The 12,766-nt window shown below is 36.4% G+C and carries 11 protein-coding genes; 4 read left to right on the top strand and 7 right to left on the bottom strand.

Translation table 11 applies throughout. The annotated features are described in order from the left end of the window. Window positions 1–99: 99 nt before the first annotated feature. The 4 genes from M030_RS0101050 to M030_RS0101035 all read left to right on the top strand — a co-directional run bounded on the left by M030_RS0101050 (window position 100) and on the right by M030_RS0101035 (window position 4,545). Window positions 100–870, top strand: a complete 771-nt coding sequence (locus tag M030_RS0101050) for a class I SAM-dependent methyltransferase (RefSeq protein WP_027371832.1) — start codon at window positions 100–102, stop codon at window positions 868–870. Window positions 871–966: 96 nt separating this feature from the next. Next, window positions 967–1,995: an acyltransferase family protein gene (locus M030_RS25180; protein ID WP_081806281.1), complete on the top strand. Its 1,029-nt coding sequence runs from the start codon at window positions 967–969 to the stop codon at window positions 1,993–1,995. A 194-nt stretch (window positions 1,996–2,189) separates the two neighbouring features. Beyond that, window positions 2,190–3,620 (top strand): MBOAT family O-acyltransferase, encoded by a 1,431-nt coding sequence (locus tag M030_RS0101040; RefSeq protein ID WP_027371831.1) that lies wholly within the window; start codon window positions 2,190–2,192, stop codon window positions 3,618–3,620. A 1-nt stretch (window position 3,621) separates the two neighbouring features. Next, window positions 3,622–4,545, top strand: coding sequence for a hypothetical protein (locus M030_RS0101035; protein WP_228375173.1), 924 nt, complete (start codon window positions 3,622–3,624; stop codon window positions 4,543–4,545). On the opposite strand, the gene M030_RS0101030 is transcribed toward M030_RS0101035, so the two are convergent. From M030_RS0101030 to M030_RS23560, 7 genes are all read right to left on the bottom strand, one after another. After that, complete coding sequence (locus M030_RS0101030) at window positions 4,537–5,478, bottom strand: glycosyltransferase family 2 protein (RefSeq protein WP_027371829.1); 942 nt, start codon at window positions 5,476–5,478, stop codon at window positions 4,537–4,539. The two genes, M030_RS0101035 and M030_RS0101030, sit on opposite strands and share 9 nt — an antisense overlap. A gap of 195 nt (window positions 5,479–5,673) precedes the next feature. Continuing rightward, window positions 5,674–6,618: a glycosyltransferase family 2 protein gene (locus tag M030_RS0101025; protein ID WP_027371828.1), complete on the bottom strand. Its 945-nt coding sequence runs from the start codon at window positions 6,616–6,618 to the stop codon at window positions 5,674–5,676. A gap of 263 nt (window positions 6,619–6,881) precedes the next feature. Continuing rightward, on the bottom strand, window positions 6,882–7,820 hold the full coding sequence (locus M030_RS0101015) for a glycosyltransferase family 2 protein (protein WP_027371827.1): 939 nt from the start codon (window positions 7,818–7,820) through the stop codon (window positions 6,882–6,884). After that, window positions 7,820–9,616, bottom strand: a complete 1,797-nt coding sequence (gene asnB, locus M030_RS0101010) for an asparagine synthase (glutamine-hydrolyzing) (RefSeq protein ID WP_027371826.1) — start codon at window positions 9,614–9,616, stop codon at window positions 7,820–7,822. The genes M030_RS0101015 and asnB overlap by 1 nt, the downstream gene beginning before the upstream one ends. A gap of 47 nt (window positions 9,617–9,663) precedes the next feature. After that, on the bottom strand, window positions 9,664–10,587 hold the full coding sequence (locus tag M030_RS23565; RefSeq protein ID WP_034721890.1) for a glycosyltransferase family 2 protein: 924 nt from the start codon (window positions 10,585–10,587) through the stop codon (window positions 9,664–9,666). A 37-nt stretch (window positions 10,588–10,624) separates the two neighbouring features. Next, window positions 10,625–11,758 (bottom strand): hypothetical protein, encoded by a 1,134-nt coding sequence (locus tag M030_RS0101000; RefSeq protein ID WP_027371825.1) that lies wholly within the window; start codon window positions 11,756–11,758, stop codon window positions 10,625–10,627. Between the two features lie 35 nt (window positions 11,759–11,793). After that, complete coding sequence (locus M030_RS23560; protein WP_051584834.1) at window positions 11,794–12,765, bottom strand: glycosyltransferase; 972 nt, start codon at window positions 12,763–12,765, stop codon at window positions 11,794–11,796. Window position 12,766 lies beyond the last annotated feature (1 nt).

Raw genomic sequence — 12,766 nt, 5'->3', positions numbered from 1 at the left:
TACGGCCCTTCTTTTTTTTCATTTGAGTCCCACAAATATAACCTGTTTTTACATAAATGGAAAAAAAATCTTTATTTTTGTCCTCTTAAAAGCAATACAGTGAATGAAATAACAAGAGTTCTCAAAACATTTGTCGGGTACCTTAAAAGACCTGACCTTTATCCGGAATTAGGCCGGAAAATTATTAAAAATACAATAAACAGGGATAATGCCTTTAAAGGAAAAGAAAAGACCAATCTATGGGCGGCTGAAAGAGCGGTATCACAAAAGCAGGCTGTTTCAAAACTCTTTGGCTTGGAAATAGATTCTTTTCGTAATGATTTCCAGGAGACTTTAGCTAAGGCAGATCAAAGAGAAAAAGAATGCCCGGTAAAAATGGGAGGCCCCGGTGCTTTGGAACTGATCTACTATGCCTGTGAGTTTACAAATGCTCAGCATGTGGTGGAGACAGGGGTTGCCTACGGATGGTCTTCATTAGCTTCACTTTTATCATTGGCAAAGAGAAACGGGACCTTGTACAGTTCAGACATGCCTTATCTGGCTCAGGATGGCGATCAATATGTAGGCTATGTAGTTCCCCAGAATCTTAGAGCAAACTGGAAGCTTTTCCGTTTTGCAGACAAGGAATCGCTGCCGAAGATATTTTCTGAGAATGCAGTTTTCGATGTACTTCATTATGATTCCGATAAAAGCTATAACGGAAGAATCTGGGCTTACCAGGAACTTTATAAGCACTTAGGAAAAGGAGGTGTTTTCATCAGCGATGATATTGGTGATAATTCTGCATATCAGGACTTTTGTGAGCATAATGATATTGAAACTACAGTAGTAGAATATGAAGGGAAATACATCGGTGTTTTTATTAAATAACCGAGAGGTGCCGATCTGTTGAATGATAAAGCCAGTAGAAGATTTCCGGATTAATAATGTTTAAATAACTTACAGTACTTTACTGATATAGTTTGTATGAAGATAAGTCAGATTACATTTACCCGGTTTATTGCGGCTATGGCTATTGTCATTTCCCATTTTAATAAAGATCTGTTCCTGTATAAAATCGATTACATTTCCAATATTTTTCTGAAAGCCAATGTAGGAGTAAGCTATTTTTTTATTCTTTCAGGCTTTATTATGATTGTAGCCTACCACAGGAAAGAGAAAATTGCTTATCTGGATTATTATAGAAACAGATTTGCCAGAATTTATCCTCTGTACGTCCTGGGGTTATTACTTTATCTCGTTACGAGGTATTCGGGCTTCAGTATATATGACGGTTTTTTATACTTGTTTGGGCTTCAAAGCTGGATTCCCGGAAAGGCCATGGTGTTGAATTTCCCCGGCTGGTCTATTTCAGTTGAATTTCTGTTTTACCTTATTTTTCCTCTGTTGTACAATTATTTTTATTCCAGAGGAAATAAAAGTATCTGGGTGGTCAGTATAATGATCTGGGTGGTGACCCAGGTGTTTTGTACTTTGTATTTCGGTTCATCTTATTATGAAGGTCCTCACACGGAAAGCCATGAGCTGCTGTATTATTTCCCTATGATGCATATCAATGAATTTTTAGTCGGAAACCTTGCAGGATTATTTTTTGTGAAAAATACAAGACAAAAGAATTATGATCTTTCCATTATTATCATCTTTCTATTCATTATATTTTCTTTAATTTTTGTTCCTTTATTTTACCACAATGGTCTGATGGCCGTTTTATTTATTCCTCTTATCGTTTTGATATCCAAAAATAACGGGATGCTGACAAGATTGTTCTCATTCAAACCCTTGGAATACTTAGGAGAAGCCAGTTATGCTGTTTATATTACCCATATTCCCATTCTGTACATCTTGAGAGAAGTTCTGAAGCTGAAAAACTATGATCTGGGTATTGATAATGTTTTTTGGATATATATGGTCGTTCTTATCATAACCTCTGTTTTATTTTATCAGTTTATTGAAAAACCACTAAGAGATTATTTGAAAAAAATAAAAATTAGTTGAAAATAGTTATTTTTGTGTAACTTTAAAGTATTCACAGTGATTGAAATAGCCAATGTTCCCACCAAAAAAAAGACTTATTCCATACGGAAAAGCCTTATAATTTTGTTTTTTTTTCGAAAGAATAATATAGAAGTTGAAGTCTCCCGGCTTCAAAGGAAGTATGAGAATATATCATTAACTTCTAAAAGCAGTATATGTTATTTAATTCCCTAGGATTTCTTATATTTTTACCGATAGTATTCTGCTGTTATTGGTTTGTTTTCAATAGAAAATTTCAACATCAAAACAGATTGTTATTACTGGCGAGTTTTTATTTTTATGCTTGCTGGGATTGGAGATTCTTGTTTTTGTTAATGTTTTCTATTGGTTTAGATTATCTGTCAGGAATCAAGATTGAAAACAGTAAAAATAATCGTGAAGCCAAATTCTGGCTTACCCTGAGTATTGTTATCAATTTAGGTTTTTTAGGTTTTTTCAAATATTATAACTTCTTTGTCGGAAGTTTTGCTGATCTTCTGAACGGTTTTGGGTTTAAAGCTAATGTATGGCTTCTCAATGTGATACTTCCTGTGGGAATTTCATTTTATACTTTTCACGGGCTGTCTTACGTAATAGATGTTTATAAAAAAAGGATTAAAGCTGAAAGAAACTTTACAGATTATGCCGTGTTTGTAAGTTATTTTCCTCTTTTGGTAGCGGGACCCATAGAAAGGGCGACCCATCTGCTGCCACAGATACAGAGACAAAGAATCTTTAATTATGAACAGGCTGTAGATGGGATGCGCCAGATTCTTTGGGGTTTTTTCAAGAAAATGGTGATTGCTGACAATTGTGCCCCCTTAGTTAATGAAATTTTTACTCATTATCATACAGAAAGCCCCGGCACTCTTGTTGTTGGAGCGATCCTGTTTGCTTTTCAAATCTATGGAGATTTTTCAGGATATTCCGATATAGCACTGGGTGTTTCCAGATTGTTTGGTATTGAGTTGCTGAAGAACTTTGCATTCCCTTATTTTTCGAGAGATATTGCCGAATTCTGGCGAAGATGGCATATTTCACTTTCATCCTGGTTCAGAGATTATCTTTATATTCCGTTAGGGGGAAGCAAAGGAGGTCTTCCAATGAAAATAAGGAATACCTTTATTATCTTTTTGGTCTCGGGGTTTTGGCATGGCGCCAACTGGACATTCATTGTTTGGGGCGGTCTTAATGCTTTGTATTTTATGCCTCTTTTGCTTATGAATAAAAATCGCCAGAATCTTGAAGTGGCGGCTCAGGGGAAATGGCTACCGTCAGCTAAAGAATGTCTTCAGATTATCATCACATTTTCTGTCACTTGTATTGCCTGGATTTTTTTTAGAGCAGAATCTGTCACTCAGGCCTATCAGTATATAAAAAGAATATGCAGTACCGAGCTTTTTACTATTCCTCATTTACCTGTTAAAGCAATGGCTCTTATTGCAATAATGTTGATAGTGGAATGGATTAACAGGGAACGTTTTCATGGATTGGAAATTAAAAGGTTCTCTCCATGGATAAGACGTTTCTTTTATATTATACTTATTTTCATTATTCTTCGTTACGCCAATTTCGGAAATAATGCATTCATTTATTTTCAGTTTTAGCATGAAAAAATTTTTAATCAAAATACTACCTTATTGCGCTGCAGTGCTTATTACCCTTGCTGTGCTGGGATCTTATGCTGACGGTAATACAGATGATAATTACATGCATTTTGCTGTTAAGAAACCACAGAATATTATCTTGGGAGATTCCAGAGGATCTCAAGGAATATTACCTGAAGTTTTAAAAAATAAACTTTCTGTGCCTTTTGATAATTTTTCCCTGAACATTGCTCAATCTCCTTATGGTCAGGTTTATTTGAAAGCTTTGAAACGAAAGCTGGATCCCGATACTAAAAGGGGTACGTTCATTTTAAGCATAAGCCCATGGAATGTATCGCTTGCTAACTCTATTAAAAAAACAGAAGATTTCCCGGATGAAAATTCTCCATTGAATAATATGTATTTCTTTGATCTTTCTCCCAATTATGAATACTTACTCAAAAACTATTCAAGAAGTTGGTTTAAAATATATACCGAGAGAGAAGAAGCAGGTAAATCTAATACTTTTTTGCATAAAGACGGATGGATGGAAGTGAATGTAGATATGAACAAAGATTCGGTAGCCGCGAGAACAATAAAAAAAATTGAAGGATATCAAGTATTGGCAAAGGAAACAGAACTATCCCCCGAGAGATTAAAAGCATTTGAAGAAATTATCAGCTACCTACGAACAAGAGGGAAAGTGTATATAGTTCGCATTCCTGCATCTGAGAAATTGATGGTTCTTGAAAATGAAAAATTTCCAATGTTCAGCAAGTCGTTGAAAGACATTGGACGAAAACATAATATAAAAGTGTTTGATTTTTCGAAGAATTATGCAGATTTTGAGTACACAGACGGAAATCACATGTATAAAGAATCCGGTAAGGTATTTACTGCTCAGATTGCCGATTCTATTCTGCAGGATAAGAAAGGCTTAAAATAAATTTTCTCTGAAGTTGATATTATAAATTCCCGACCGTATACTTTTATAATCTGTTATCAGGTATTTCAGGATCATTTTCCATTTTTGTACCGTAGATGTGTTGGCGATCTGAAAACTTCTGTACATTCTTTCGATGTGCAGTTTTACATTTTCCGGGATTGTATCTTCATTTTTTGCCCACTCATTTACTTCTTTCCACAGGAGAACTCTTGTAATGGCCGGATTTACTTTTTTAGAATCTACGACCGTAATTCTGTTGTCTTCGTGTACTCCTCTTACAGCAACCGCCTTGTCCAGGATGCCGGGATAAAGGTCAAGGTAGTAGGACAGACGGAATAAAAATTCTGTATCCTGATGAAGTCTTAAAGTAGATTTAAATAAAGGGTTCATTTTTGTCATCAAGGAATCTTTACGAATCGTCAGCGCATCAATGCTGAACAGTCCAAAACTTCCCAGCATATGAAGCTGACCCGGGAAAACTTCTTTAGGATCATGTCTTTTATAAACAGTTGTCAACTTGTCTTTAAATAACGAATAATACTGTTCTTTTGCCGTTTGTGAGTAGTAATGTACACCAAGAGCTCCATATACGCCTTCTACTTCCTGCTTTTTGAAAAGCTCTCTTTCAGCATCAAACCTATTGGGAAGATAATAATCATCTGCATCTAAAAAAGCGATGAAATCACCGGTAGATTTTGAGATTCCTAAATTCCTGGTGGGACCCGCCCCATGATTTCCTTTATCGGGGTGTTGGTAAAGTTTTACCTTCTCATATTTTTCGGAAAGCTGTTCACATACCTGCAGTGCATTATCCGGAGACTTGTCCTCTATCAGAATAACTTCATAAACTTCATCAAACTGTAAGGCAGATTCTACTGCTTGCGAAACATATTTTTCGGCATTATAAACAGGAATAATTACTGAAATCTTCATTATTGAACTTGATTTTATTTCATCTTTGTGTTTGAAAACTATTGCAATATAGTCAATTGTAAGTATTTATAACAGATTTTTTTTATTAAAAAAATACAGATATTTATCTATATCCATTAGTGATATATCTATTTCACTTTTCTGCTCCCGCGACTAGAATAATGTCTCTTTTTGATATTTTAATGTAGCATTTGCTTATGATAGTAGTGAATGCCTGAAATTAATATTGTAAAGTCCGGATCTGATGCTTCTGTAATCTGTGACCATGTATTTTACAATCATTCCCCATTTCTTCAAAATAGGAGCCTTGGCTATTTCAAAGCTTCTGTGCATTCTTTTGATGTGAGTTTTTACTTCTTCAGAAATGGTCTCTTCAGTTTGTGACCAAAGATCAACTTCCCTCCATAGTAAAGCCCTTGAAAAGGCAGGATCTATGACCCGCATATCAACTTTGGTGATTCTGTTGTTTTCATGTACACCCCGCATCGCAATGGCTTTATCAAGGCTGCCCGGATAAAGATCCAGATAATAGGACAGGCGAAACAGAAATTCGGTGTCTTCATGAAGCCTTAAATGGGCCTTAAATAAAGGTTTCATCTTATTCATCAAAGACGTACGACGGACTGTTAAAGTATCAATACTGAATAATCCAAAGCTTCCAAGCATATGAAGTTGCCCGGGGAATACATCCTTTGGATCATATCTTTTGTACACGGTAGTTAAGCGATCTCCAAACAAACGGTAATATTGTTCTTTTGCTTTTTCTGAATAATAATGAACGCCCAGCGCTCCATATACCCCTTCCACTTTAGAATCTTTGAATAATTCTCTTTCAGAATCAAATCTGTTGGGTAAAAAATAATCATCAGCATCAAGAAAAGCGATAAAATCACCAGATGCTTTTTCCATTCCCAGATTTCTACTGGGACCTGCACCATGATTCTCTTTATCCGGGTGTTGGTAAAGCTTCACTCTTTCGTACTTTTCTGCGAGTTGCTGACATACTTGTAATGCATTATCCGGGGACTTGTCTTCAATCAGAAGAATTTCAAATACTTCATCGAATTGAAGAGCTGACTCTACTGCCTGTGAGACAAACTTTTCTGCATTATAAACGGGAATAATTACTGATATTCTCATTTTCATTTCTCCTTTGCAATAATTTTAGAATTATTATGCGTTTTATTTAGTACCATTTTAAGTACGAAATTTAAGCTTTTAATTTCAGTTTTGGGGATTCTGATTTATTTTTTTCAACAAAATGTGAAAAAATGGACACTGGCGTTAAGAAAAAGGTGTTTTTTCAAGCGGGTGGTCCTGTTTTAAAAGAAAAAAACAATGAAATTAGGAGATTTTAAATATTTTGGGTGTCTTTTATTGTATCTGATTTAATTTTTTTTCGATTACGAATTAAGATAGGTGAATCTATATTTTGTTTTTAGAATATCCGGATTCTTCAGCAAAGCACCCAATAAGCTTATCGCTTTGGAAAAGCCCTTCTTTCCTGACAGCTCAAATGCTTTTTTCTGAAGATACAAAAGTTGCGAAACATCTTTGTCCATAGACAGAGGTTTCGACCACTCATAAAGAGAGTTCCAGAAAAGAGATTGTCTCTGATTATATTGAGGTGAATATTTTACAATTTTAGTAATTCTGTTATCATCATGAATTCCTCTCATCGCTACAGGCCGATCAATTATTCCGGATTTCAGATAGCAATAATAGGCTAGTTTAATAATGAAATCTGAATCCTGGTGTACGCGGAGAACCTCATTAAACCTCAAATGGTGACGGTCGATTGCAGACTTTCTTATCGTAAGAGCATTAAGATGGAAAAATGAACCGAAACTTTTCGGTGTAAGTCCCAGCAGGCCACGGAAGACATCTTTTCCTTCTGCTGAATAATTAACCGTGGTAAGTGTACTGTCGCTAAATTTGGATTGAAATTCCTGTTTGCCCTTTTCAGTAAGGTATTCTATACCTACAGCCCCGAAAACAGCATCTGTCTTTGGATCTTTAAAAATATCTTTTTCCGCCTCAAATCTATTAGGAAGGTAGTAGTCGTCCGCATCCAGAAAGGTAATAAAATTTGTGCCAGCCTTTTCAATTCCCAGATTTCGGGAAGCTGCAGCTCCATGATTTCCTTGATCCGGATGTTGGAAAAGTTTTATTTTAGAATAGTTTTCTGCTAATTTTTTGCAAATTTCCAATGAATCGTCAGTTGATTGATCTTCAACTAAAATAACTTCTTTTACTTCGTCTAATGACAATGCGGAAAGTACTGATTTTTCAAGAAATTCAGCAGCATTGTAGACGGGAATTATTACAGAGATATCAAGCATTATAATACAGATTGGTTATTGTGTGCCCAAAGCGCCAATTGCAAAAGGTTCCAGTGTTTATTATCTTTATGTAAAAACCTTTGGGTAGCATCAAAGTCAATATAGTTGAAAACTTTGTTATTTTTATCTTTCAGGAGGTCGTCAGAAAACTTCATCAGACTATCTTCTTCAAACCAGCTCTTAACGCTAAGACCAAAGCCCTGCTTATGCCTGTTTCTGATGGTTTCTGTCCAGTAAGAACCCATTGTTTCCCGGAGGATGATCTTATCGTTTTCATGGGTAAGTTTTAGATGATCCGGTAACTGGATGCAGAATTCAGCAAAGTCGAGGTCCAGAAAGGGGGTTCTCACCTCCAATGAATTAGCCATAGCCATGCGGTCTGATTTTACCATCATATTGCCAGGAACATAGTTTTCAAGGTCTACTCTCATGATGTCGTTTAGTGAATTCGGATCCGGGGTGAAGCTATATCCCTGTTGGTAATCCGTAGAGATTCCCAGCATTTTGCGTTCTTCTTTATTAAAATCATTTCTGACCGAATTAAGATGGAAATCCAGAATGGAATCATACCTTAAATTCTGTTGGGTCAGAAAAGAAACAGGTTTTATTTTCTGGTACAGATTGAGTCCGAATCTTGCAATAATATTTTGATAACTGAAGTGATTTTTCAGTTTATTTTCTACCGTATAGAAGTGATACCCGCCAAACAACTCATCTCCGACGTCTCCCGAAAGAGCCACGGTAAGATTTTTTCTCGCATTCTTACATATTTCATAATGTGGAATAAATGAAATATCTGCAAAGGGCTCATCAAAGAAAGGAGAGATATTACGCAGGGACTCAGCAAGATCTTTCTTTTGTTCATGAACCTCAATATGATTGGTCCTGTATTTATCCGCTATTTCTCTTGCATACTTCAGTTCACTGTCCTTATGATCATATCCAAAACTGATCGTGGTCTGGTGAGGTAAAAATTCATCAACCAGTGCTACGACGGATGAAGAATCAAGGCCTCCGCTCAGGAAGCTTCCTACTTCCACATCTGCAACAAGTTGTTTTTTGACGGCGTTTTTTAAAAGATAAGTAAATTCTTCCCTGGCATCAGAAAGACTGATCACCCTGTCTCTGGCCGGAAGACTGTAATAACGTGAAACCTTTATGTTTCCATCCTTCCAGATCAGCTGATGGGCTGGTGGAAGGGTAAAAATATTACTGTAGATACTTTGATACGTGCTTACATATCCGTATTGCAGATAATTTGAAAGAGCTTCGGGATTTACTTTCGGCTGAATGAGTCCGGATGCTAAAATAGCTTTGATTTCTGAAGCGAAAATAAATTCATTGTTGCTTCCTATGGCATAGTAAAAGGGCTTCTCTCCAAACCGGTCCCTTGCACAGTATAATTGTTGCTTACGGTCATCCCATATGGCAAATGCAAACATTCCCGGAAGCTCATGGATAAGGTTCTCCTGCTTTCGCTGGTACATGGCAAGAATGACTTCGGTATCAGAACCCCCGTGATAGGGATATTCGGCATATTGTCTCTTAAGATCCTGATATCCGTAAATTTCCCCGTTCAGAACGATGCATTCGTTGTTGGTATTGGAAAACATGGGTTGCTTTCCATTGTCTGATAAATCGATAATAGAAAGTCTGCGATGTCCCAGTGCTGCATTTTCATAAAACTCATAATGCGAAGAATCCGGGCCGCGGTGGATCATAGAATCTGTCATTTTCCGGATTTCCACCTGATAATTTTTGGCATTCTGGCCGATAATTCCTGCTATTCCGCACATAATATTTTATTTTTCATCATTAATTTTCCGGTTTTGGATATGCTAATTTACGACAGATTAAGAAAACTTGCACCTGTTTGCGCAACCTGTTTTTTGAAATCAGTCAGCTTTTTCTCTTCTGCTGTAATTTTTTTGTATTTTTCTGAAAGTTCTTTGTATTTGCTGATCTTACCTGTGACCAGGTTTTTGATCATGCTCTGCTTTAAAGATTTTTTTTCCAGTTCCAGTCCATCCGGGATGGCCGGATTCATGATATTGGTTTCCACACGTAGATCCGGATATTTCTTGACATCTATTTTATGAATCGATTGTACCCCGTCGTGTACGGCTTTGCTGCCTGGAACCAGAAGCACTTTTTGGTGATGAAAACGAAGCCTGTTGACGTACTCATCATCTTCGCCGTAATGGAAAAAATACGGGTTGAAACCTCCTATTTTTTCTATTGTTTTTTTGGGCAAAAGCCAATGGGCAGCATTCACAAACATAATCTCATAATACGGTTTCAGGGTTTGAAAATACAGGTCAGAGATCATTCTGGTTTTCTCATAATTCTTGGCAATGTACTGATCGAGGAAAATATCAAGATATTTCTCAGTTCCATCAATGTGAATAGGACTGAGAATCCCTATTTCATCCTGATTGGGATGGTCATTATATACTTCAAGAAGTTTTTCCATGGTGTCTTCATAGATCCATGCATCCTGATTCATGAGATAAAAGAACTCGGCGTCTTCTTTGTAAGCTTTTTCAATACCGATATTATTAGCTTTTCCAAATCCAAGATTGGTTTCGGATTGGGTAAAATCTACTTCGGGGAAATGCGTTTTTATATATTCCTGGGTTCCGTCTGTGGAGCCGTTGTCTATGACGAAACATGTAACCGGAACAGAGGACTGTCTCAGGCTGCTGAAACATCTTTCCGCCCATTTCATGGCGTTGTAGGTTACAATGATAATGTGAATCTTCGACATTTTATTTTAATCTTTTTTCTGTACTGTTCAGAATAATTTACAGCAAATTATGGATTTTAAAATAGATAAAGTAATATATCTTTTTTATCAATGCATCAACCGGTGGATAGGTCATAAAGCCTTGGGTGAAAAGAAGCATTGTCCATAACGAATTAAACAAGATCAAAATAATGGCAATGATATCTTCTTTCAGAGAGCTGTTGAGCTGTTGTTCCCCTGCAATGAATATCGTTAATAATGTGAAAAAAATATTAATCCACCTTCCCCAATCGTAAGCAATGTAGAACAAGGGAAGAAGGAAAATAACCTGTATAATGAGGAATTTTTTATTGATTATAACGTTGTTGAATTTACAATAAATGAAAAAGGTTAATGCTGCAAAAAACAAACTGATCAGATAGGTAAGGTACCCATAAAGGTGAGCCTTGTAAAAGTTCAGTACGTTATAATGCGGATCATATCCGTATATTCCCCGAAGTACGAGGTTGAGCCCATGTTCTTTTAAAAAATTAATAGAATTGGGAGTAGTAATACTGTATCCAAATCGATAAAGGATCATCATAGTGACTACTGAAGGAGCAATATGATAAAGCAATATGTTTTTTATTTTGACCGGTGGAGGGGCCTTATCCTTCATAAAATAGGTAAAACCGACGAAAGGAATAAAGAAGAAGGCGACTTCATGATTAAGGATAGCCAGAATGATGGAGAAAGTTACCCAAAAATGAGGAACCCTTTTCTTCGCGTCAAGAAAAGAAAAATAAATCAGGTATAATAAAAAGATTAAAATTTCTTTTTTAGCTGCAATTGTGGGATCTTTTAAAATCATCCCCAATCCTGCCGGCAGTAATAGTAGGCTTATGGTCAGTAAAGTGTTTTTCTTTTGAACAAAAAGTTTTATGAGAAGAAAGAAAAACAGAGTGTATATCAAGGTCACAAAGGTAAAGACTGCCCATTCCAGTTGCACTCCGGTAATCTCATTAAGAAAAATAAAAAATGATCCGAAGAGTCCTCTACGTTTGAAACCTCCATCCTGATAGCTGATTAGCCATTCACCAAGATACCATCCGTTTTTATAAAAGATTACCTGATTATAAGTGTTTTGTACACTAATACAATAGTAGATAACCAATATAAAACCAATGATGTAATTGATGAGTTTTGTTTTCATAATGCTATTTAAACAGATGTCTTGAAAAAAGCTATTTAATCAATAAATACTTTTTTAAACTTATCCATTACCGGATGAGGCAGGAATTTCTGATATAATTCCCGGGCTGACAAGGTGAGTTCTGCATCAAGAATAATATCTCTGAGCTCTTTACTATCGTTGTAATAGTATGCCTGATCTCTCATGTGGCTGATATGGGCTTTTTCGGGAGGATTGGCAAAGGCGATCACAGGTTTTCCCATGATGGCAAACTCTGCAACCGTTATCCCGAAAGTTTCTCCTCTCTGTCGTGCATGCAGTAGGGCATCACAGGTGTTGATAAACTTCTGTTTCATGATGATATCCGAACTGGGCGGAAGAAATATAATATTGGGAGGAGCTGATTTCCACCATTTCTTTTTGATGAAAGGATCTACGCCCATGAAGATAAAATAAATGTCTTTGTACTGAGAAGCTATTTTTTCAATAGTTTGCTGCGCAAATACGATGTTGAAACTGATGTAGCCTCCATAGTATCCAAATACTTTTGCTTTGGGGGGAATATTCAGTTCTGCCCTTAGATTCTCATGGGTCTGGGTTTCGAAATTAACCATATGAGGAACATAAGGGTGTTTGGAGCCTGTCATTTCTTCACTCAGCCATTCGGAGACATAAGCATAGACATCACCATGAGGTTCGAAGTGGGTAAATACACTATGTATGGCTGTTTTAGCTTCTTTTGTATCGATTCCGTCGATATATCCGTTTTTGATGGCATAAAAAAGGTCTATCTGATCTTCTGTGATCATTTTATCTACCTCACTGAAGTCTGAATAACCGTGTACTTTGAAACGTTTCTCAAACTTTTCAATGCCTAGCGGATGATTGGTTTTTGCATTTTTATTATAAACTATTACAGATTCATTTCCCAGATATCTTTCATTGAAATCTGCATAATCGTAAACTGCGATAGAAGTCCCCCTGTAATTGAGTTCATCTTCATGGAAAAGAATTTTCATTCCGCTCATA

The sequence above is a fragment of the Chryseobacterium sp. UNC8MFCol genome (assembly GCF_000482305.1).
GTDB classification, from domain to species: Bacteria; Bacteroidota; Bacteroidia; order Flavobacteriales; family Weeksellaceae; genus Chryseobacterium; species Chryseobacterium indologenes.
Note: the sequence above shows the minus strand (reverse complement) of the source record. Positions and strands in the feature narration are given on the sequence as shown.